This window comes from Sphingomonas sp. Leaf28, from assembly GCF_001421685.1.
Taxonomy (GTDB): Bacteria; Pseudomonadota; Alphaproteobacteria; order Sphingomonadales; family Sphingomonadaceae; genus Sphingomonas; species Sphingomonas aurantiaca.
On the sequence record NZ_LMKX01000010.1, the window covers coordinates 317,731 to 341,599 of the forward strand.

Annotated in this window: 14 protein-coding genes; 9 read left to right on the forward strand and 5 right to left on the reverse strand. The window is 61.6% G+C overall.

The features are described from left to right. Nucleotides 1-409: 409 nt before the first annotated feature. Nucleotides 410-982 (reverse strand): SLATT domain-containing protein, encoded by a 573-nt coding sequence (locus ASE79_RS21100; protein ID WP_156359736.1) that lies wholly within the window; start codon nt 980-982, stop codon nt 410-412. Then, nucleotides 969-3,875: an ATP-binding protein gene (locus tag ASE79_RS20505; protein WP_235517024.1), complete on the reverse strand. Its 2,907-nt coding sequence runs from the start codon at nt 3,873-3,875 to the stop codon at nt 969-971. Before ASE79_RS20505 ends, ASE79_RS21100 begins: the two co-directional genes overlap by 14 nt. 1,834 nt (nt 3,876-5,709) lie before the next feature. Here ASE79_RS20505 and ASE79_RS16975 point away from each other — a divergent pair. From ASE79_RS16975 to ASE79_RS16985, 3 genes are all read left to right on the forward strand, one after another. Further along, a complete protein-coding gene (locus ASE79_RS16975; protein ID WP_056419388.1) occupies nt 5,710-6,054 on the forward strand; it encodes a hypothetical protein in 345 nt (114 codons plus the stop codon). Nucleotides 6,055-7,176: 1,122 nt separating this feature from the next. Further along, nucleotides 7,177-7,755 (forward strand): hypothetical protein, encoded by a 579-nt coding sequence (locus ASE79_RS16980; protein ID WP_056419391.1) that lies wholly within the window; start codon nt 7,177-7,179, stop codon nt 7,753-7,755. Further along, nucleotides 7,752-8,063: a hypothetical protein gene (locus ASE79_RS16985; RefSeq protein WP_056419393.1), complete on the forward strand. Its 312-nt coding sequence runs from the start codon at nt 7,752-7,754 to the stop codon at nt 8,061-8,063. The genes ASE79_RS16980 and ASE79_RS16985 overlap by 4 nt, the downstream gene beginning before the upstream one ends. A gap of 143 nt (nt 8,064-8,206) precedes the next feature. Here ASE79_RS16985 and ASE79_RS21760 read toward each other — a convergent pair whose 3' ends face one another. Then, on the reverse strand, nt 8,207-8,494 hold the full coding sequence (locus ASE79_RS21760) for a hypothetical protein (protein WP_235517010.1): 288 nt from the start codon (nt 8,492-8,494) through the stop codon (nt 8,207-8,209). Nucleotides 8,495-9,284: 790 nt separating this feature from the next. Beyond that, nucleotides 9,285-9,545: a hypothetical protein gene (locus ASE79_RS16995; protein ID WP_056419396.1), complete on the reverse strand. Its 261-nt coding sequence runs from the start codon at nt 9,543-9,545 to the stop codon at nt 9,285-9,287. A 579-nt stretch (nt 9,546-10,124) separates the two neighbouring features. Here ASE79_RS16995 and ASE79_RS17005 point away from each other — a divergent pair. The 4 genes from ASE79_RS17005 to ASE79_RS17020 are packed head-to-tail and all read left to right on the forward strand — an operon-like array spanning nt 10,125 to nt 18,581. Beyond that, nucleotides 10,125-13,214 (forward strand): TonB-dependent receptor, encoded by a 3,090-nt coding sequence (locus tag ASE79_RS17005; RefSeq protein ID WP_162237056.1) that lies wholly within the window; start codon nt 10,125-10,127, stop codon nt 13,212-13,214. A 54-nt stretch (nt 13,215-13,268) separates the two neighbouring features. After that, complete coding sequence (locus tag ASE79_RS17010) at nt 13,269-14,819, forward strand: tryptophan halogenase family protein (RefSeq protein ID WP_056419403.1); 1,551 nt, start codon at nt 13,269-13,271, stop codon at nt 14,817-14,819. Continuing rightward, nucleotides 14,816-16,348 (forward strand): tryptophan halogenase family protein, encoded by a 1,533-nt coding sequence (locus tag ASE79_RS17015; RefSeq protein WP_268796171.1) that lies wholly within the window; start codon nt 14,816-14,818, stop codon nt 16,346-16,348. The genes ASE79_RS17010 and ASE79_RS17015 overlap by 4 nt, the downstream gene beginning before the upstream one ends. Nucleotides 16,349-16,376: 28 nt before the next feature. Next, nucleotides 16,377-18,581 (forward strand): WD40/YVTN/BNR-like repeat-containing protein, encoded by a 2,205-nt coding sequence (locus ASE79_RS17020; RefSeq protein WP_235517012.1) that lies wholly within the window; start codon nt 16,377-16,379, stop codon nt 18,579-18,581. Nucleotides 18,582-18,733: 152 nt separating this feature from the next. On the opposite strand, the gene ASE79_RS17025 is transcribed toward ASE79_RS17020, so the two are convergent. After that, entirely contained in the window at nt 18,734-20,032 is a 1,299-nt protein-coding gene (locus ASE79_RS17025; protein WP_056419406.1) for an MFS transporter, read from the reverse strand. Between the two features lie 67 nt (nt 20,033-20,099). On the opposite strand from ASE79_RS17025, the gene ASE79_RS17030 reads away from it, so the two are divergent. Beyond that, nucleotides 20,100-21,239: an ROK family transcriptional regulator gene (locus tag ASE79_RS17030; protein WP_235517014.1), complete on the forward strand. Its 1,140-nt coding sequence runs from the start codon at nt 20,100-20,102 to the stop codon at nt 21,237-21,239. A gap of 113 nt (nt 21,240-21,352) precedes the next feature. Then, a complete protein-coding gene (locus ASE79_RS17035; protein ID WP_056419412.1) occupies nt 21,353-23,869 on the forward strand; it encodes a TonB-dependent receptor in 2,517 nt (838 codons plus the stop codon).

Genomic DNA, 23,869 nt, shown 5'->3' on the forward strand with positions numbered 1-23,869 from the left:
TCGGGGGCTCCATGCCTCAGAAGGTACCCACGCCTAATGGATCATGTCTCAAATACCGTCAAGGTATCTTTAGGACCATCCTAGGCATGCGGGAATGTGGTGACTCACAACCTACAAGTTTTGGCTCGCCACGCATCGGTGGCGTGCGTGCAAAATATACCAATCCAGCTCATTCAAAATAGCGCTAACGTGCCGCTGAACAGGAACGGCAGCACAACTCCGGTATAAAATCCCGGCAGGGCCGCCTGGATCTATAAGTCCAAGGTTGATTGCCGCCGCTAAACTTTGGCTTCGTAAGTTTTCTGCATGAAGCGCTTATAGAAAGTTGAAAGCGCCTTCCTTAATTTCACCCGTACTAATGAATACTGGCGAAGGCGCCTTCTATTACGCGAGTCAAGCAGTCGCCAGATCAACCAGATCGAGTTTTTGTAAGATTTCTGAGCTCATCTTGACCATTGTTGAATTCAGATATCCAAGAATCCGTCTCCGATCTCATCTCATTGGATATTGATTGTGTAAAATCCAGACATAGTTTCGATAGGTCAGGCATTGGTACTGATCCATTTTCATAGTTCATACCAATTATACGAACGCGGAAACTCTCGGCCAATGCTTCAATACTCATCGCTGTTTTCATGAACCTAGCCCATCCGGCAGAAACTCCGAATACGCGATCTCCAAGTAGCAGCGATCCTCCAAGAGCTAAAAGAATATACCCAATATAGGGGTCAATTCCCAATTCGGCTTTGGCAAGGAGCGGAGCAACTCCGCCACTTGTTATTAGTGAGATTGAACCAATTCGTAGAATCTTCGAAGCCCACTGGAGGCGCCTCTTCTTGCGGCGATACCAATCGGATCCGCGTAGGGCAAAACTCAAACGGTCGATTGCTATGACTTTTAAAGCTTCATCCATACCAGGCGGTAGTGAAAAATCGTTATATACCTCTGCTGATACCCGTCGGTCATTCTTAGAACTCGGCATCAGTACCCTCCTCGCGCCGTGTCCAAGCGAGAGGATCAAAGTAGCGGAATTCACCTTCCCGCACCGAAACTAGAAGTTCGTCGGTATTAATAGATGATTCCACAAGCGCGGTATCAATCTGCTTCATGAACCTTGTTATTAGTGCAACATTAGCGTCTTGTGATCTTGACCCACGGCTGCGTAACACATTGGCAACCTCGATATAAAGTGTTGCTTGGGCAAGGCTCTCAAACGTACCCTCTTGATATAGTTCGACAATTCTTGTTCCTACCTGATGCCCAGGGAGTAAGTAGGTCGCCCGCAGTACATCAACAGAGCCATAGCCCTCAAGGCCCGCTATAGGCACATCGCACAGGGGTATGTAAGTTGAAGCTGAGCTTTGGCGAGAACGTGCCCTATCACGAAACATTTCCGTAAATTGATAAGCGGCGCGAGTATCAAGTTGGCGAAGACCGTAGATCACCTTATCGCTGTTCAGCCATATTGTATCGTCACCGATCAAGCCGAGGCGGGCATCAATACGCCGCTCTGATTCAACCGCACGAATTTCCTTGAGTTCAAAGCGACGTTGCAGAGTATCAAGGGCCAGTGCCGATGTCGTTGCATTGCTTATAATATCGCCCTGGGGCAACCACCCAGTGCCATGAGTAACCTCTATAATAGACCGGGCGGTAACATCTGTCGCTGCTTCTCGTATGAGGCTTTCTACTGACCGGATAAGCGGAGCTTCAATCAGCCAAAGTTCAGCTTTTTCAACGAGCTCGTCGAGCGACGCGGAGATGCGCTTACCGCCACTCTCTAACAAAAAGAGCGGCAACTGAGAAACGGATTCGGCAAAAGCCCCTCGATCGATTTGCGCCGCACGGGGGGAGGTGTATGGCGCGGCTATAAATGGTGCTTGGCCTACGGCCCAGCTTAGCGAATATTCTTCCTCGTGAGACAGTCGGTTAACCTCATCCTTAACCTGTTCAGCAAACAAATTGTAAATCTTAGATATGGTAGTTAAGCGCTCTTTTGTATCTTCGATTGCGGATCGCGCAACATTGGTGCGGGGTGCTGAACTTCCGGTTGCGTTTGCAATCGCTAAAATCGTCTGACCATCAAAGCCAGGAGTATTGAAATCTACGGCTATCCCCTGAATGCAGGTGCCGATCGGAGCATTCTCATCGTCCTGCCTTGTACGCGGATCGCCGCTGCCGACTAATGACCAATCTTTGAAAAACTCATCTTTTGCGATGGCATAAGCCAAATCGACACCGGAAACCTCTTTCTCAATTATCCGATAGCTTCTGGTACCGATCAATCGCTTACCTTTGAAGGTTTTAAGATAGGAGTCCAGCGCGTCAGCAGGGCGTGCGAAGCCCACTTGAACCGCGGGTTCGTTATCAGCTAGGACCTCAATGTCACAGCCGGGAAAAACGATCCACCGCTGCACTGTGGACAAGACATCAACCTGCTTGGCACTTGGCCTTAGTCGTAAGCTGATTGAGGTTCCATGCAACCCAAGCGGTAAAACCGCCTCAGCGTCCTTCGGTAATAGCCTGATTAGGTATTTTCCGTGTACTGTTCTGAGAGATATTTGTCGTGCCTCGTCCTCCTCGGGCGTAACAGTGATGATCTCCACAGAATCCGCGACCATAAATGCAGTAAGTACGCCTATCCCAAATCGACTAATCGGATTAAAATCCGGGTAATCCTTTTTGAACTGGGAGTCTTGATATCGGGAAGATCCAACCTTTAGAAGATGTCGCTCTACAATATCTTGAGTCATGCCAGTTCCATTGTCTGAAACGGTAAGCTCACCTTTATCAGAATCCCAGGTTATTGTTACCTTTCCCACCTTGCTCACATCATCAGACCGCCATTGCAAACGAACAGCATCGATCGCATTCTGAACAAGTTCACGAATTACAACGCTACTATCATTGTATAGCGTATGGCCAGTTAGAAGTGTTAATATCCTTTTTTGATCGAGTTCAAAACCGAAGGTGCGAGGAATAAAGCCTTCCGCTTCAACCTTACGGTCGTCGACCTTGCGCCAGGGAAAGGTATGAATACCCCCATGTTGCTTTCGGGACTTTTCTATCGCTTGAAATGAACGTTCCAACTGCGACTCGGCGTATCGTAGATAGGATGTGAGGCCGAAAAATCCCTCCGCTTGATCGAAGTGGGCAAATACCTCTATGGTGTCGCTCGGCAATGCCGCATCCGATCGGCCCTCCTGATCTGTCATGGTCTTTCGCCGAACGCGAGTAACCGCATTCTGTTTATGCCATTCGACCTGACTAATTGGGTCCGACGGGCTGATGACCCGGTAGAGGGCAGATGGAGCGCGAGAATTTGATATTTGTAGAAGGTCAACGGTGCGCAATATTGTTGCAATATACTGAAGATCTGCTTCTTCTTTATCGCTGTTCCCGTATGGCTGGGAAAGGCCGTATTTGTTGGTATCTTCTATATCATCGAGGTTATGACTCTCACAAACCTTTGCGATGTCTCTCCTGAGCGTCAAGGATAGTTTGCCGACCAAAAGTTGTATTTCAGAGACAACGTTATCGGTTAGGCCTAACTCGCTTTTGAATGACCCTTCCAGCCAAGCCCGAACCCTGCTGCCGTGATTGTACCGTACAAACTCTTGATAAAGGAGTCGCTCTCGGACATCGGTCTCCATTTCATTAAGGCGTGACTGATAGTCTTCACCTTCCGTGCCTTTGAATAGATGGTCTTCGACCCACGTCGTATATCCACTCTTTTTCCGTTCCTTAAATTCACTACGCGTTATTAAAAGACCGAGGTCATGGAAATATATACTTAGCGTAAGAATAAAACATTCCGCAGGGGTGAGTGCTGCTTTTGCCTCGTCTGGAATTATCCATTCCGCGAGTTCAAGCATGTCCTTCACATGAGAGAAGCTGTGCACCGTGTACTCGTCGAAAAACCCGTATCGGCCTACCTCTGTGAGTAAGAGCTCAACGTTTCGGCGGATATCCATGAGATTCACTGGAAACGCTGACAGCTTGGTAGCTTCTAATGCTCGTGTCTCGATCGATGTTAACGCTGATTCCACTTAACGCCCCCCGGTCTGCTGTTTAATGTCGCCTTTGTACGGAATCCTGCAGCATGTCCGCATGAGGCGCAATGGGTATAGGACTGTCTGCTATCTTCTTAATCGGAAGCTCTTGTCCCTCCCTTCGCTGCCTAAATGCATCACGGGATGGAGCTGCCTGCCTTTAGCGGTTTGGCATAGTCGGTGCGGCGACCACCGAATCATCGGTGCCTCACGAAAGGATTGGCGAGGGGGGGGGATTTCGATCACGGGTCCCCTGGCCGCCCCCGGGGGGAGCCCGCCCGGTTCGTGGTCAATCGGGTTCGAAACTGACGGCTTCGCTCGCGCGACCACAGCGCCAGTCCGACCCTGTGTACACCCGCCGTTTCCCTGGAGATCGCTTACGGTCGACCCGATTAATTTGCCACTACTCTACATAGCTGCGAAATAGCTGCGAACGCCACCGTGCCATGAGCAAGCCCCCTGTCCGCTGGAGATGGTACGAGTGCCATCCGCGCAGACTGTATTGTCGAACCGGCGGGGCTTCTCGCGACATTGCGTAGCCAATCCTGAAATACCCGCGATGGCAGCGATATAGACACAAAAGATCACCAGCCCGTTAGGCTCTGTTGGCTTACCTTTGTTGTTGCCATTCATGGAATGCTCCGGATTGAAAGGCACCATCGGTGATTGAACGCTTAAACACGTGGCATAGAAAGGTTTCGGTTAGTCACAGACTGTTGGATTATTCCGTCCGTTATATTCAACACGGCAACTGGCGCCTTCTGACGAATGATCCGAGACGGCAACGATGACCGCATCAAACGTGAGGATAATCGTCATAGCTACGATTACCGAGTACTTCTTGGTTTTGACCAAAAAGCCAAACAGGTACGCCAACCGTCACCGCTAACCATATGAGCATCGCTTCGCCTGACGCGCCCGGCACGCTAAGTGCGGTTGTAACTGTGTAGATGCCGAGACCAAGCCCGATTGCTTTATCCCGACCCATCCTGAAGCCGCTGACAGGCCGATCTTCGCTTGGCGTGTTTAATGGCATCTAGCCCCCCCAGGGTCGGCTCCCGACAACCGAACCTTACAGTCGCCCCGTTAACGAACCTTCAATCCCGCCTCCTCGTTACTGCCATCCGAACCCTCACCGTTCTCTTGGGTCCCATGCCGCGCCACCGGCCACATTTCGACGTGACGGAAAGCCGTTGAGATCGACCGGGCCGGCTTTTCCCCGAGGGTTCCTGAGGGCTCCTTCGGTGCACCGGGTTCTTTTTTCGACTAGGCGGCGCTTCGGCTATGCGTAAGATGCCGGGATGGATACCGAACGCCCCCGACCGGCCCTGAGGGCTTGGCAGGACTGCTTAGTCGATACGATCCTGGAGGAGCTGGCTTTGGGCATGAACGTCCGCATAGTCCTCCCCGGCGCTTCGTCACCGATGGTTATCGAGGATGCGCGTGTAGAAGGCGCCCTAGTCCTCCTGAGCGACCAACCGGGCACCCGGTATTATCTCGGGTCGATGGCCGGCGCCGTCCTTCTAGCGGCCCCGCTGGAGGGTGAAGGGACAGGGACATGGCGCCCGCACTCCTGGACGCCGACCATGAACATCGACGGGAAGCGGCCAGACATCAAGTCCATTCGGCCTGTGCCGGGATCGCACGAGGTTTAAGCATGAACATCGCAGACACCGATCGCCTTCAGCGTCACCCAGAAGCCCCGTGGGGCGGTTGGCAGGACATATTGGTCTCAACGATCCGGGGCGAGATTGATCGGGGCATGATCGTAAGGGTTGTTCTTCCCGGTCTCGCCAAGCCCGTCGTGGTCGAGGATGCCGCCACCGAGCTGTCCATGGTCATCTTAGCAGACCAGCACGGCTACCGGTTCTATATCGGCTCAATGGTCGGGGTGGTGATCTTGGCGTCTCCTGTTGAGGGCAAGGGAACGGGCCTATGGTATCCCGAGACCGTCACGCCCCGCATGTCCGTCGACGATCATCCTGAGCATCGGGGCCAGTAGGCCGCTCCAGAGCCCCACGAAACTCAATGAACGCGGTCCGCTGGGCGATGCCTGTTTGAGGCCGATTGACTCTCAGTGGCCCTCAAAGGCCCTCCTGACCTACCCAGGCCAGTAGGGTCTCCAGGTCCTCCTGTGTCAGCACGATCCGCTGGGGTCCGGAGCCGTCCGCCGGGACCTGATCGAGCCGGGGATGCCCGGCTGCGAGCGGGAGTACCGCGGGGCTACCCCTTGATACCGTAAGTTAAGCTGCTGCGAACATGACCATCGGGGCGCTTGCTGCAATCGCCGTAGCTGTCACATTCGTTAGATATGAACGGTGCGTCTTCCTGATATTCTGAAATCTCGGCCAATGATCCCCCTTGAACTTGTCGCCTCCGGAGGGTACAAAAACTGGGTCAAAAGCTTACATAGGTTCAGTAGAAAATGGCTCATAACTGCCGTTTACTGGAACATGGTGCAGCCTCCTGTAAGCGGCACCATACTACAGAAGCGCGGACGAGCGGGGCCTATTTTAAGATTTGCTCGCGTTGCGCTGGACTTGTAGGATAATGTTGCTCAGATGTTCTCACCGCAGCAATAGGCGGGGGATGGCCTGGTCCAGACATCAGGCACCAGTAAGCGGACCGCATTTTCACGGTGGCTACGGACGGGCATGGTGCCATCGGCGCTAGGTCCTGACGGTCTCGAACTCAAATTCAATCCATGGCATGATCCGGCGGACGGCCGGTTTAGATTTGCAGATGCGGGGCGCCATGATGGATCGACCCAAACGATACGACGAGCGCCAGAAACGATCGTGTGCGTTCTGGGAGCGGTCGCGCTCCAAGCCTAGGGGATAATCATACGTCGCGGACCGGAAAACCGCCAAAGGCTGAAGCGCCCCGCGCCCGACCGCTCACGGGCGACGACCCGAAATCGGTAGAACGCAGGTCGGTCAAGGTGCAGTCCACGCGGATCCCGGGAGCGCGGCCCGGTGGTCAGCCGAACCCCGTCGCCGAATTTGTTGGTGGCGTCGGTCAGGGACTTTATGATGTTGGGGAAGGAACCGTGACGGGAGTCCATGTTGCGCTAACAACAAACCCGGTAACGACTGTTCGCAGCGCCGGCCGTGGCATCGCGGCCATGATCGACACCGCAATCGCTGCTGAGGATACCCCGGCCCATATCCAGGCCTCCCGCGCGGCAAGCGCCGTTGCCAACGCCTCGGCGCGGGACATCGGTCGCGCCGCAGGAAAGGTTGCTGGGAACGTCGCACTGGCGGTAGCGCCGGGGGCGGCGCTCTCCAAGGCTGCCGCATTGCGCCGACTTGCTATCGCGAGGCCGCGTATAACCTTTGACCCGCCGCAAATCGGCTGGGTCAAGGAGACGACCAAGTTAAAAAAGCCTTGGAAACCCTATAACGATTCGGCGCCCGGCGCGCGCGCCGGTCAGGCGCCAACGTTGATGCGGACGATGCCCAACGGTTCTAAGCGGCCGGTGAAGTTTGACGGCATTCAGGGCGATTATATGGTCGACCGAAAATGGGCTGTCGTAAACAGGCCTCGTTCGCGGGCCCAGATTTTGCGGCAGTCTGAGGTATTAGCACAACACCGTCTGATCGGGACGTGGGAGGTCCCTACGCCTGTCGAGAAAACCAAGGCACTGAAACTGCTCAAGCAGATGAGCATCACGAACATCCACGTAAAGGTTCTGAAGCCATGATCGCTATGCAGGTTGCAGAAATTATCGCGGAGTATGCCGTGTTCCTCGAACTGACCGGCGACGAGGAACTTAACCCTGACACTGCCGTGAAGATGATGGAAGCCTTGGCTAGCCATCTTCAAGAAATGGACAAAGGATTTCTCCGTGAGCTCGTGAACGCGTTTCCCATCATAGCCGAGGAATATAGTGGCGAGGCGCAAGAGGTGGTGCGCAACATATCTTATGGCTACTATCTTGAAGAGGCTCTAGCGGCTGACGACCCGGTCAAGCTGGCTACATTGGAAGCGTTGCGCGACGCGACGGGCTGAACGGCGGTAGTTGGATTCGCAGGAATCTCAAGGACCCATAACCTAGCGTCTACCCTTATAACACTGACGACTGACCGAAATCATCCAATGATCTGAGTGCTCAGCTTTGTCCGTTGTAGGGCACCATTTTTATAAGCGACAAGTTATTGGTTTAACTTACATTTTGTCACTCCGGTCTGCGCTGCTGCGTTTTCCTGTTTGGTGCGACTTCGGTGCATTGCACCGGGGGCGAGCTTCTCAAGGTCGGCCAGAATGCCGGTTAGTGCAGTGCCGACGCTGGGAAATTCGCCGATCGCGTAGACTTCGGTTTGGCTGCCGTCGCTGTGGCCCATGAAGCCTTCGAGATCCCATTTCGTGGCGCCACGGTTCCTAGCGAACGTCGCGGGGCTGTGTCGCAGGAGATAGGACCGCCACTCGCGGCCCTTCGGCATTTCGAGCCTCTGGGCATGGTGTCCCAAGCCCGGTCGACATCTTGCGCCGGGCGCCCGTGATAATTGACGAGCCAGCCGCGGCCGGGGCGGGCGGTCGGTTCCAGATTCATGAACGTCGCGTATTCAGCGCGCAGCCAGCGATCGAGCGTTGGCAGAACGGGCACGAGTGCACGGTACTTCTTGTTCTGCGTTCTTCCCTGGGGGTTCAGGTCGATCGTCGGGGCGCCCGGCCACCACTGCTCCCGATCGGGCGCGACGTTGATGTCTACAACAGCGCCAGGGCGCGCGAGCGTGCAGATCGACGCGATCAAGAATGCGTGCAGCGATCCGCGCTGGCGACCCGGCTCGGCTGCATGGGCAAGCATCTGTGCCAGTTCTGCGATCCCGGATCCGGGTGCGTCGCTTGCGCTGCACCTGGCGGGCGGGGAGGGGTTTGCAGATTGGTCGTTTGTCCGAGCGAGGCGGCTCGGCATTGTCCGCGTGATTCAGTGGCGCGATGAGTTGTGCGATCAAGGCCTCGGTCGCTGCTGGCGAACGGGCGCGTGAAACGGTGACCTGGCTTTTACCGTTTCGCCATTCGATAGGGTGCTGCTGTGATCGGGCTCGGAACGCGTGAACGAACACCGATGCGCATGCCATCGCGCACGTCCTGGCATGGCCAAACCGCCCTTCGACACCAAAGGCCCCTCTGCATCGAGAAATTCAACGACGTGGGCAAGGCGGCTCGCAATCGTGTTGGCGGAGGCGCGCGTGTTGCCCCCCGCGATCTGATAGTCGGCGATCGCGTCGGTCAGCAGGGACGCGTTGGCTTGGGCGAGCGATTGGCCGCACGCTTGGCAAACTGCAGCAACTTTGCCTCGCGCAGCTTGCGGGCGTGGGCGGGAAGCTGCTCGCCGCGGGACCTGCGTGCGGCAGCAACGTCTGGAATGTTCGGGTCGGACTCACCGCGGTCCCTGTTGATGTTGAAGTTCAGCGTGGGGACCGTGATGCAGAGTTCGTCGGCCAGCCTGCCCTTGCCGAACAATCCGGCCGCGGTATCGAACCTCGTCATCCGGACCGCCGCGATCGGGAACAGGTCGCTGATCGTGGCGGTGGGACGAGTTGGCCGAGCGTGTCGACTCCCTCGTTCGCCGACGATCTCTCGCACCTGCGCGGCGCGCTCGACCGGGCGAGCATCGCGACTACCTTCGCATCGTTGCCGATCAGGCCGGAGCGTCCCTGCGGTTCGGAGCAGGGCTCGGGATCGTCGCCGGCTTGCGACACGGCAGAACGGGTGGGGAACCCGGACTAGGCCACCCAACTCGGCCGGCAGCAGCCGGGCGTTCCGTCCACGGCCACTGTGATCCGGTCCGCGAAGTGGAACAGCGCCAGAAGCGGGATGTCCGCAATGGCAGGCAGAGTTCCTCCGGGTTTCATTGAACAGGAGGGCAGGGGCGGCAGGTCGATGACCAACTTGGCAACGGTCAGATGCATGTCGGTAGGCCAATCAACCCGCATCAACAAAATGACGAAAAATTCAATTGTCCGATAAAACTGATATCGCTAACAAGGCAACAAGCGCCGTCTTGATAAGGTGCGTCGTCAGGGGTGCAACCTCCAAAATGAGGTCGCGGAAATGGGGGAGGATCTAATGAGCGCGTTTGTTACCGATTCGGATCGGCGCCGGAATAGCTTTGCTGCAATGCGCGCCGGTGTGTCCGTGGCGGCGCTGCTCGCAGCCGGCATTAGCGGAACTGCCTGGGCGCAAGCCGAGACGCAGGCCATATCGCCTGACACGACCCAGGCCGCGGCACCGGGGCAGGGTGTCGGGGACTCGGCAGCAGACCAGGCGGACGGTGATATTGTCGTCACGGGTCGTCGCGCCGCACTCGAAGCCGCGGACGAGCGCAAGCGTCGCAGCGAGACCATCGTCGACTCCGTCGTTGCCGACGACGCTGGCAAGCTGCCGGACAATTCGATCACCGAAGTTCTGCAGCGCGTCTCGGGCGTGTCGATCGTCCGCTTTGCCGCACTCGGCGATCCCGATCATTATTCGGTCCAGGGGTCCGGCGTGCAGGTACGCGGCCTGACCGGTGTGGCCTCGCGTCTCAATGGCCGCGAGATCTTTAGCGCTAACAATGGTCGCGCGATCCTGTGGAGCGACGTGACGCCCGAACTGATGTCGGCGGTCGACGTCTACAAGGCGTCGACGGCGGACCTGATCGAGGGCGGCACCGGCGGCCAGATCGATCTGCGCACCAAGCTGCCATTCGACTTCAACGGCAAGTTCCACGTCGCGGGTACCGGCGAACTCGCGCTGGGCGACATGGCGAACAAGGCCGATCCGTCGGGCTCGGTGCTGGTCACCGACTCGTTCGACACCCCGATCGGCCGGATCGGCCTGCTTGGCGACGTCGCGTTCAGCCAGTTCAGCTCGCTGTCGCAGTTCATCCGCGTCAGCCCCTATTTCAAGACCAAGCTCAGCGACGGCAACGAGCGCTACGTGCCCAGCGGTTTCGCGTATGGCGACGAGGCGTTCCAGTACAAGCGCTACGGCATCTACGGCGCGGCGCAATGGGCCCCGTCGGACAGCCTGACCTTCACCGGCAGCTTCTTCCAGTCGCGCTACAAGAGCCAGTCGAGCGATTACGGTACGCAGCTCGATTCGCAGACTCTGGCGGTCGATCCGGCGAGCAGCAGTTTCGACAGCAATGGTTTGCTGACGAAGACGAACGCGCTCTTCAACCGCGACACCGGCACGTTCGCCCCGACGGGCGGGTCGGTCAACAGCAGCGGTAACAAGGGGTTCGTCGAGAGCAACACGCGGACGCGCGATTACTCGCTGTCGTTCGCCTGGGCACCCCAGGACAGCCACCTGTCGCTGAAGGGCTCGCTGCAGCGCGTCGATTCGCGGCAAATCTATGATCGCCTCGATATCTTCCGCGATGTCGGTTTCGGCCAGAGCTTCGGCATGGATCTGACCGGCGACCTGCCGCAGATCAGCGTCAGCCCGGCGACGCAGGCATCCTTTGCGGACCCGGCAAATTATTTCTGGACCGCGTCGATGCCGCACAACGAGCGGAACAAGGGGCGGCTGGACGCAGGGCAGCTCGATGCCGAGTACACGTTCGACGACAGCTTCTTCCGGTCGGTCAAGGTTGGCGGCCGCTACGCCAAGCGGACCGAGCGCGACCTGGCGAACGGGTATAACTGGACCGCGCTCGGCCGTGGCTGGAACGGCGACCCGCAGCTGACCTACGCCAATGCGGCGCCGGGCGACGTCGCCAGCCACGCGTTCAAGGACTTCTTCCGCGGCGACACGACGCTGCCTGGCAACCTGATGTTCGCGTCGGAAAGTCTGGCGGACCGGTTCAACGCCAACCGCACCGGGCTGGTGCAGTCGCCGCCTGCCGGCTTCTGTACTGGTATCGAATCCAACTGCTCGGCCGCCGGCCCACTGCCGGTCACCGGCTATGGTGGTCTGTCCGGGATCCGGCCTGTCGGGTTCGTCCTGCCGGGCGACCAGGTCGAGAACAGCACCAAGAATATCGCGGGCTATGCGCTGGTACGCTTCGGTCCCCAAGAGAACGTGCGCGGCATCTCGGGTAACATCGGCGTTCGCGTCGTGCACATCGAGAACGAGGGCAGCGGCTTCATCCAGCAGAATGGCGGGACCGTCTTCATCCGCAGCAATGGCGTTCAGCAGACTCTTGCGAACACCTTCCTCGCGCGCGGTGGCAAGGCGGACTTCACGCGTGTCCTGCCGTCGATCAACCTCGAATATTCGCCGACCGACAGGATCAAGGTGCGCGGCGGCTATAACATCACGATGGACTTGCCGTCCTTCAACGCGCTGCGCGCGTCGGGTTCGATCGGCGTGGCGACGACACCCAGCCAGACTCCGGGCGGGATCGGGACGTTCAACAACTTCACCGCCGACACGGGCAATCCGTTGCTCAAGCCGACGCTGTCGAACAACGTCGACATTTCGCTCGAATATTACGGGCGCGCGGGCACGTCGTTCCACATTGCCCCGTTCTACAAGCGGCTGACCAACCTGCCTATCTACGCGCTGACGACGCGGCAGGTGACGGTACAGTATACCGACGGGACGACCGAGAACGTGTCTGCATCGGCGACCGACTACAGCAACTCCACCAAGGCGGCGACCGTCAAGGGCGTCGAGGTCGGCGGCCGCTTCTTCCTCGACATGCTGCCCGGCGCGCTGGCCGGGATCGGCTTCGAGGGCAACTACACCTTCATCAAGAGCAGCAATCCGGGCGACGTCTACCGCGACATCACCGGTGCCGCCAGGAACGACGCGCCACTCGTGGGGCTGTCGAAGCACAATCTGAACGCAACGCTGCTCTATGAGCGCAATCCGATCTCGTTGCGGATCGCCTATTCGTGGCGCTCGCAATATCTGCTGTCGACCAACAGCAACGGCACGAACGGCACGTATACCTATTACAGCGCGCCCGGCGTCATCAGCAATCAGGATGGCGGGCTCGACACGTCGACCCAGATCGCGCTGCCGATCTATGGCGGCAACTACGGGTCGATCGATGCGGGCGTCCGCTTCAAGGTGACCGACTATCTCTCGTTCGGCGTGCAGGGGACCAACCTGACCGCGTCGACGCAGCGTACGCTGATGGGCGGCTATCCCGGCGGCAAGCTGGTCGGGCGCAGCTGGTTCCAGGCCGATCGTCGGATCAGCACTGGCATCAACCTGGCCTTCTGACGATGATGCACCGCTCGCCGACACCATGTCGGCGAGCGGCAGAGCGAGGCGGCGATGACCAAGCGGATCCTGATCGTGGGCGGCGGCACCGCCGGGTGGCTGACCGCGGGCTATCTCGCCAAGCGGCTGGGCGCCGACCTCCCGGCGGGCGTGGCTATCACGCTCGTCGAGTCGCGTGACATCGGGATTCTCGGTGTCGGCGAGGGGACATTCCCGACGATACGGCGGACGCTGGCGACGATCGGGATCGACGAGGCCGATCTGATCCGCCGGTGTGGCGCGACATTCAAGCAGGGCGCCAAGTTCGTGCATTGGCGGCACGCGCCAGGGCAGGGCCCAACCGATCATTATTCGCATCCGTTCCAGGTCGCGGACTCGAGCGACGGCCTCGACCTGCTGCCCTATTGGCTGCTGGGGCACGGCGGCACGGAGAATTGGGACGAAGTTTCCAACCCGCAGAAAAAGGCGGCCGACCGGCATCGTGCGCCGAAATTGGCATCGAACCCCGATTATGTCGGGCCGCTGAATTACGCGTTCCATTTCGATGCGGTGGCGCTTGCCGGATTGCTGCGCGAGCAGGCGGTGAAGAATGGCGTCCGGCATCTGACCGATACCGTGAACGAGGTGCTGCTCGACGCCGACGGTGCGATCGGCGGCGTGCGTACCGAGCGCAACGGGATGCTCGACGCGGATCTCTACATCGACTGCACGGGCTTTCGCGCCGAACTCATCGGCAAGGCCATGCGAATCCCGTTCCGCTCCTGCCGCGACGTGCTGTTCTGCAACCGCGCCATCGCCGCGCAATTGCCTTATGCACGGCCCGACGAACCGATCGCGTCCTATACGATTTCGACCGCGCAGGAGGCGGGGTGGATCTGGGACATTGGTCTCGATCGCCGACGTGGCATCGGCCATGTCTATTCGTCCGACCATAGCGACGATGAAGCCGCTGAGCGCGTGTTGCGTGGCTATCTGGGCGCGGCGGGCGAGAAGGCCGACGTACGCCACTTCAAGTTCGAAGCCGGCTACCGCGAGGTGAACTGGTACAAGAACTGCGTCGCAGTCGGGCTGTCGAGCGGCTTCTTCGAGCCTCTCGAAGCGACCGGCATCGCGTTTGCCGAGGTGTCGGCGGGCATGATCGCCAACCTCTTTCCGTGGGGCGGCGATTACGAGACGTCCGCGCGTCAGTTCAACGCAAACATGCTGCGCCGCTACGAACGCGCGCTCGATTTCATCAAGCTGCATTATTGCATCTCGGAACGGCGCGACACGGCGTTCTGGCGTGACAACGTCGCCGACGCGTCCGTGCCGAACAGCCTGTTGGAAATGCTCGATCGATGGCGGTTCCGGCCGCCTAACGAGCTCGATATCGATGGGCAGATCGACATCTTCACCGAAGCGAGCTGGCAGTACGTCCTCTACGGCATGGGCTGGAAGACCGACCTGAGCGCCAAAGCCGGGGTGCTTCGCTATGGCGACGATGCACGCCGAGCGTTCGCGGAGGTACAACGCCAGGCGCGCTATGCGATCGCCAATCTCCCGTCGAACCGCGATCTGGTCGCCTACGCCCAGTCTCACAGCTTCGGTGGACGGGCGGCGGCGTGACGGACACGCGGCCCGGGCAAATCACCAAGGTCGTTATCGTCGGTGGCGGCACCGCCGGCTGGATGGCCGCGGCGGCGCTGTCCCGGCTTGTCGCCGGTGGCGTTTCGGTCACGCTGGTCGAGTCCGAGGAGATCGGCACCGTCGGCGTCGGCGAGGCGACGATCCCGTCGCTGCTCGACTATAACCGCATGCTCGGGATCGACGAGGATGCGTTCGTCCGCGCGACCGGTGCGACGTTCAAGCTTGGGATCGAGTTTCGCGACTGGCGGCGGCTGGGCGAGGCCTATCTGCACCCGTTCGGCACGCATGGCCGCGATATCGACGGCGTTTCCTTTCACCAGCTCTGGCTCCGGCAGGCCGCCTCGGGCACCCCCGATCCTGGCCCGATCGGCGACTATTGCCTATCCTCCGTGGCGGCGCGGCGCGGGCGGTTCACCCGGCCAAGCGCCAACCCCCAGTCGGTCCTGTCGACCTTGTCCTATGCTTTCCATTTCGACGCAGCGCTATACGCGCGGTTCTTGCGCGATATGGCGGAGCAGGACGGCGTGGTCCGCGTCGAGGGACGCGTGGTCGCGGTGGACCGGGACGCCGAAACCGGTTTCATCGAGGCGGTGCGGCTCGAAGGCGATCGCCGGATCGAGGGCGAATTGTTCGTCGACTGCAGTGGTTTCCGGTCGCTGCTGCTGGGTGAAACGCTGGATGTTCCGTTCACGAGCTGGAAGCAATGGCTCCCCTGCGACCGCGCCTGGGCGGTGCCGAGTGCACGACAGGGGCCGCTGACGCCCTATACGCGGGCGACCGCGGATACGGCGGGGTGGCGCTGGCGCATTCCGCTCCAGCACCGCGTCGGTAACGGCTATGTCTATTCCAGCGCGCATATCGACGACGACGATGCGAAGCAGGCGCTTCTGGCGGGGCTCGATGGCGCGGCGCAGGGCGAGCCGCGCCAGTTGCGCTTCGAGGCGGGGCGGCGCGAACGCCTGTGGGACCGGAACTGCGTGGCGATCGGGCTTGCCGGCGGTTTCCTCGAACCGCTCGAATCCACCAGCATCCACCTGATCCAGTCGGGGATCACACGCCTGATGAGCCTGTTCCCCGATCGCGGGCTCGGCAGCGCAGAGCGCGATGAGTATAACCGCGTCATGCTCCGCGAATACGAGCAGGTGCGCGATTTCATCATCCTGCATTACCATGCCACCGAGCGCTCGGATTCGCCGTTCTGGGACCATTGCCGGACGATGACGGTGCCGGAGTCACTGCTCGCCAAACTCGGCTTGTGGTCGGGGCGGGCGAGGGTGTTCCGCGACCAGGGCGAGCTGTTCACGCCCGACAGCTGGATTGCGGTGCTGCTCGGCCAGGGCGTTTGCCCGGACTCGTTCGATCCGCTCACGGCCGGCTTGCCGCCGTCCGAAACCGCGCGGTTCATGGCGCATATCCGTGACATGATCGACAAGACTGCGGCGGCGATGCCGATGCACGAGGATTTCATCGCCCAGCACTGCGCGGCATCGTCGCGGCGGTCCGCGTAATCCCGATGACTCGCAACCAATGACGCGCATGACGCGATTCTGGCGGCCGATCATCGCGACGCTGCTGATGGCGCTCACCGCCCATGGTTCGGCGCGGCCGCCCGAGGTGGTTCCGTACCACTGGACCAACGTGAAGGTGGGGGCAGGCGGCTATGCTCCCAACATCGTGTTCAGTCCGGCGGAACGCGGGCTCGCCTATCTGCGGACCGACATGGGCGGTGCGTATCGCTGGGACGACACGGCGCGCCGCTGGCTGCCGCTGCAGGACGGCAATGCAACGCCGAGCTATATGGGGATCGAAAGCATCGCGCCCGATCCACGCGATCCCGATATCGTCTACATGGCCGCGGGGATGAACGCCGGCCAGCCCGCGGCGATCCTGCGATCGGCGGATCGCGGACGGGTCTGGCGGGTCACGCCGGTCCCGTTCGCGATGGGCGGGAACGAGGACGGCCGCGGGCTCGGCGAGCGGCTGGCGATCGACCCCAACCAGACGCGTCGGCTGTTCTTCGGCTCGCGCCACGACGGGCTGTGGCGCAGCGACGATGCCGGCGCGACGTGGCGCAAGGTGACCGCCTTCCCCGTTGCCGGACTCGGCCGACCGGCGTGGCGCCGGACGCATGGCGGCGTGGCGTTCGTCGCGATCGACCCCATGAGCGGAGGCGCGGGTAAGCCGTCCCGGCGGATATGGGCGGGCATCGCGGATCCGGGCGCGGTGCATCTCTATCGCTCGGACGACGAGGGGGAGACATGGGGCGCGGTTGCGGGCCCGGCGCTGCTGGCCGCCAAGGGCGTGATCGATTCACGCGGCGTATTGTGGGTCGGCTATGCCAGCGGGCTCGGCCCGAGCGGCATCGCGACGGGGGCGGTGTGGCGCTACGATCCCGGTGGACGTGGCCGCGACGTTACGCCGCGAACGTGGCGCCAAACCGGCGCGGAGGGTGCGTTTCTCGGCGTCGCGGTATCGCCGATGGCTCCTGGTACCGTGGCGGTCTCGACGGTCGATCGCTATCGCCATGGCGACTCGCTCTGGCTGAGTCGCGATGATGGCCGCACATGGAACGATGTCGGTACGCGCAGCCGCCGCGACGTGTCGAAGACGCCGTTTCTACTGCATGAAGGCAAGGGTGCCGATTTCGGGCACTGGATCTCCGGGCTAGCCATCGACCCCTTTGATCCGACGCATGTCGCCTACACGACGGGCGCCACGGTCTATGCGACCCAGGCCTTGCGCGCCACGGGAGGGGTGGATTGGGTCCCCTGGACCGAGGGTATCGAGCAGACCGCGGTGATCACGCTCGCATCGCCGACCGGTGGCGCGCCGTTGCTCTCCGGTTTTGGCGATCTCGCCGGCTTCGTCCATGACGATCTCGACCGCTCGCCACGGCCAACCTTCGTCAATCCCTATATGTCGAATACGAACAGCATCGATTACGCAGGCCTGGCGCCGAACGTGATCGTGCGCAGCGGCAGCTTGTATCTCGACCGGCCCCGGCAAGCGTCTATGGGCCGGTCCGACGATGGCGGTCGCACATGGACAGAGATTGTTTTGCCACCGATGGGCAACCCGGCCAGGCGTGAAGACCTGAATGGGGATTGGCCGATCAGTGTATCGGCGGACGGCGTGACGATGGTCGTGGCGACCCCGGTCGCACAAGTTTCGCGTGATGGCGGACGTCTCTGGTCGGCGGTTCGCGGCTTGCCGGGCAAGACCCGCGCTGTGGCCGACAAGCGCGATCCGCGGATCTTCTATGCCGTGGATGTTGGCCGCGGGAAGCTGTTGGTATCCCGAGACGCCGGGATCAGCTTCGCACCGCTGGCCAGCCATGGCCTACCTGCGGATCTCGCCCCGCTAGGCAGGCAGGGCCGCGAGGCGCAAAGTTCACTCCTTGCGGCCCCCGACCGTACGGGAACCCTGTGGCTGCAGGCAGGCACGCAGCTGTTTCGCAGTTCCGACGGCGGCATTAGCTTCGTATCGGCCACGGACCGGCTCAAAGTCGAACTCTTCGGTCTGGGCCGAAACGGCGTGTTTGCGGTCGGGACGCTCGGCGGCGTCAGGGGGGTGTGGCGCTCGATGGACGCGGGGCGGTCTTGGGTGCGTATCGACGACGACTCGCATCGGTGGGGCGGGCGCTACCGCGTCGTCTCAGGCGATCCCCGGCGCGAAGGTCGCGTCTATCTCGGCACGGATGGACGCGGCGCGTTCTATGGCGATCCCGCAAAGGCGCGGTGAGTTTGTTACTTCGCCATCCATTCCGAGCGGTGCCCCGCTGCTGGCCTTGCCACGTTCGTTGGCGATATGTTTCGATGAACGAACGGTGGAATTCGGGAACAGGGAACCTCGCTCTGCGCGTCCGAAATTGGGGGCGGCTGGAGAGGCCGAATTCAGGTCGGTGTGCGGCGCAGCAGGAGCAGGCACGACACGCAGCCCAGCACCGGTAACGCCAGCGCGGCGACCACGATGGGGGAAATACCGCCGAGGTACCAGGTGCATGCACCATCCTGCAACGCGACCGCGATCGAGAGGATCGCGCCGCCGACGCCGGCCGCGCCCTTGAGCGTCGCGAGAAACAGGCCGATCGGCAGCGCTTCGGACCCGCCGCCTTCATCCTTGCCGGCACGGATGCTCCGCGCGAGAAGTGCCCAGATCGCCATGTTGGCACCGGCGTTCGCGATGCCGATGACGATGAGCGGCGCCAAACCCGCGCCCTTGTCGAGCTGCCAGCCCAGCAACGCGACACCCGCAACCATGAACCCATAGGCCAGTCGCAGGACGGTCTGTGGCGAGCAGCGCTGCGACAGCAGGATCCAGCCGGGCAGCGACAGCGCCTGCGCCAGCGTCATCGTCGACAAAGCGGGTCCCGCCCAGGCCGCATCGCCATGCACCACCGTGCCGAAGAATGGCAGCGCGCGACTGAAGATCGGGATCAGGCTCGACTGGATCGCGATGAGCATCAGCACGCGGCGATAGGCGTGGTTGCGCCATAGTCGGCTAAGGAGCGCACCGGAACTCGCACGCATGGGAGCGACTGCCGCAACTGGCAGCGTGCTGGTCACGTGCCGGGCGAGGGTCAGGGTCGCGAGATACAGGAGGCCGCCGCCAAGCGCGCACAGCCCGAACGCCGTGTGCCGCTCCATGGCACGTGGCACCGCCAGCAGGAAGGAGGAGGCAAGGCCCACCAGCCCGGCCCCGATCGCGCTGAAGACGAGGCGGAGCCCCGACACCATCGACGCATTCCGCGCCGTCGTCGCGACCCGGACGAGCAGCGTGTTGTGCCCGATGTCGCACAGAGTGTAACCGATCCGGCAGGCCGCGACCGCCGCAACGACGAGCAGCGGATGCGATCGCGCCGGGATCGCGAAGATTGCCCAGAAGGCGAGCCCGCACAGCGGCGCGCCGATCTGGATCAGCCGGGCGAGCAGATCGGGCCGGGCATAGCGGTCGACGAGATGCCCGACCACGACATCGGCGCACGCGTCCCAGAACATCATCCCCGACAGCAGCGCCCCCGCCCATAACGGCGGGAGATGCGCGGCGGTGACGAGATAGAACAGCAGGAAGCTCTCGAACGTCGTCCAGACGACGCTCTTCCCGAGATTGCCCGCCGCATAGCCGAGGTTGATCCCGAGCCGCGGCACGGACTCATCGCGAATAGGCGCAGGGGTGGGCAGGGGAGCGGCCATCGTGCGAGCGGGTAGCGGTGTCGCCTTTCATTTTCTTGACATGCTGCAAATATATACGGTCGCGATGATGAACCGACATCGCCCGCAGATCCTGTTGACCGAGCAGCAGAAGCGCATCCTCTGGCAGCTCCGCATCGGCGGACCGAGCCCTCGGATCCAGCTCGCCGAGACGCTCGGCATGAACGGCGCCTCGATGACGCGGATGACGCAGCAGATGATCGCGCTCGGGGTGGTCGAGGAGCAGGATTCGCAGGGTGCGGCGACACGGGGGCGGCCGATGGTGCCGCTCGCGATTTCGGGGCATGGCGGATGGGCGGTCGGCGCGACGGTCCATCCGGGCTGGCTCGAACTGGTGCTGGTCGATTTCTCGGGCAAGCCGTTGATCCGCGATTCGCTTCGGTTCGACAGCCCCGATCCGCTGGTTTTCGCGCGGACGCTCGATGCGCGGCTGCGTGCGCTGGCCGCCGACCATGGCTTCATGCGCGGGCGGTTCCTCGGGGTGGGCGTGGCGGTTCCGGGCTACAGGATCCGTGGCGATCGCAACCATCGTCAGGTCGTCGACCGGCTGTCCGGCTGGAGCGACGTCCCGCTTGCCGAGATGCTCGGCGACGTGCTCGGCATGGCGGTGTGGATCGAGAATGACGCGACCGCCGCCGCGCTCGCCGAATTCTACCAGAAGGACATCATCGGGCGATATCGCTCGGTGCTGGTGCTGTTCCTCGGGCATGGCATTGGCGCGGGGCTGATCGCCGAGCGCGATCTGTTCGCGGGCGAGCATGGCAATGCGGGCGAAGTCGGGCGGCTGTTCCCGACCGGCCAGCCGCGACCGTCGGGAATCGACCTGCTGCATCTGTTGCAGGCTGCCGGCGAAGCGATCGAGTCGCTGTCGGAGATCGACGCGTTGCAGGTGCGGCAAGCCCCGCTGATCGCCGACTGGATCGAACGCGTCGCCCGCCAGCTCGAATATGCGGTCATCACCGGCACGGTCTGGCTCGACCCCGGCGCGGTCGTCATTTCGGGTGCGCTGCCGCTGGCGATACTGGAGCGGCTGGCAGTACGGATCGATCATCTCGTAGCGGCGCGCGACGCGGACTATCGCGGGGAAATTCCCAAGGTTCACGCGTCGCCGATCGGCAGTTCCGCGGTGGTGATCGGTGCCGCGCTCGCACCGATCCATGCGGTGACCGCGCCCAGTAACGGGGGCTGAACGGCGTCATCCACACAATTCTGGTCGCGATTATTTAATTACGTGAAAGTAATTAAAACTGTCATGACCGCTGATCATAGCGCGCCCCATCGTGACCTTTGGGGGGTATCATCATGCATAAGAATCGTTTCCTGAGCAGCACCGGCCTTTGGGCCTTCGCCGCGCTCGCCACCCCGGCCGTCGCACAGCAGCCCGCGCCGGTGGCGAGCGCTGCACCGCAGGCCGCTGCCCCCGCCGCCGGGCCCGAGGCCGTCCCGAGCGACATCGTCGTGACGGGCTCGGCGCGCGCGCAGCGCCGCTTCGACGTTTCCTACGCCGTCAACACGCTGTCGAGCGACGACATCAAGAAGCTCGCGCCGCAGAGCATGGCGCAATTGCTCAGCGCGATCCCCGGCGTCCAGGTCGAATCAACCGGCGGCGAGGTGCAGAACATCACGCGCGTGCGCGGTATTCCGACCGATCGCGGCTATCTGTATTTCCAGCAGGACGGCCTGCCGCTGTTCCACGATCTCGACGGCTATTTCTTCAACGCGGGCGACGGGATGAACCGGACCGACCTGATGACGCAGCGCGTCGAGGTCGTCCGCGGTGGCCCCGCGCCGATCTATGCGAGCGGGGCGGCGGCGATCGCCAACGTCATCACGCGCACCGGCACCGACACGCCGCACGGCGAGGCCAAGCTCACGCTCGGCACGTCCGGGCTGTACCGCCTCGACGCGTACCAGTCCGGGCCGCTCGGGCATGACACCTATTATTCGGTCGGCGGGTTCATCCGCCAGAATGACGGCTATCGCGACGCGGGCTTTCCGTTCGATCGTGGCGGGCAGATCCGCGGCAATCTGAAGCACGATTTCTCCAACGGCTCGATCAAGCTGTCGGGCGAATATGTGAACGACCGCAACGGCTTCTATCTGTCGCTGCCGACCGCGGACCCGCGCAACCCGTCGGTCAGCCTCAATCCGTTCCTCAATTCGCTGACGGGCACGTTGAGCACGCCCGCGTTGCGCTCGGTCAACATCGCGTACCGCAATGGCGCGGGCGTCGTGCAGAACCGGAGCGGCGACCTCGCCGATGGCCGCCACATGCGGATGGGCAATGCGCAGCTCGATTATGAGGGCGATTACGGGCCGTGGCACGTCTCCGCCAAGGCAGGCTATACCTCGGGCCGCTCCACCCTCGACGCGCTCTACACGACGTCCAACCCGCAGGATGCGACGACCTTCGCCAACGGCTTCCGGTCGGCGGCGCAGTCGGCGTTCGGCAATGTCGCACGGCTCGGCTACGCGATCGCGGGGACGAACGGCGCGACCGTCTATGACCCGGCGAGCCAGTCGGGCCTGGTGCTGAGCGCCCAATATCGCTCGACCGAGGCGAAATTCTATTCGGGCCAGGGCGATCTGAGCGTCACGCGCAAGTTCGAGACGCCGATCGGCACGCACGACATCCGCGTCGGCGTCTATGGCGCGGACTGGGGCAGCACCGTCTTCGGCGTCTATCAGAACTATCTGGTACAAGTCGCGTCGCAGCCCAAGACGCTCGATCTCATCGCCTATGACGCGCAGGGCGCGGTGCGCGGCTATGTCACGGACAATGGCGCGCTCAACGACGCGTCGTCGCTGGTCGGCGGCAAATATGATGCGCAGATGGTCGCGGTGTACGGCACCGACACCTGGGACGTGACCGACAAGCTGCGGATCGACCTCGGTTTGCGCCAGGAATATTACAGCTATACCGGTTTCTCGCAGACCACCGCGGCGTATAACCTCGGCAATGCGACGACGCTCGCGGACAACAGCACGCGCGGCTTCACCGGCGCGATCGTCAACACCAAGCTCAAGCCCAAGGCGACGAACTGGACCGTCGGCGCGAATTACGATCTGAGCCGCAGCTTCGGCGTCTACGCGCGCGCGTCGCAGCTCGAAGTTCCGGCCTATGCGTCGTCGGTGGCGATCGCGGGATCGTCGTTCACCGCGTCCAAGGCCAAGCTGTACGAAGCCGGGGTCAAGGCGGTGTCGGGGCGGTCCTATCTGTACGTCACCGGCTTCTACACCAAGTTCGATCCGCTCAACGCGAGCTTCACCACCTTCAACCCGACCACCGGGCGAAGCGACCAGGTCGTCAACTTCGTCGGCTCGGCGGAGGACAAGGGCATGGAGGCGGACGGCCAGCTCCGGATCCGCGGCCCCTTGTCGCTGTCGGGCGCGCTGACGGTGCAGGACCCCAAATACATCAACTTCACCAGCAGCACCGGGGCGAATGCCGGCGCGGTCGCGGGCAAGCAGATCGTCCGCCAGCCCAAGGTCTATGGCAACATCCGCCCGAGCCTCGATTTCAACGCGGGCGGCAATCGGGTGAGCGTCTATGGCCGCTACGATTATGTAGGAAAGCGTTTCGTCGACGTGACCAACACCACCGCGCTGCCCGGCTACGGCTATTTCAGCGCAGGGGTGATGATCGATCGTGGCCCGTGGAGCTTCCAGGTCGCGGGCGACAACATCACCAACGCGCACGGCCTGACCGAAGGCAATACCGCTGGCGACACGCTGACCGGGCAGGGGACGCCCGACGCGATCTTCGGGCGGCCGCTCTGGGGCCGCAACGTCCGCTTCTCGCTCGGGCTCAAGTGGTGA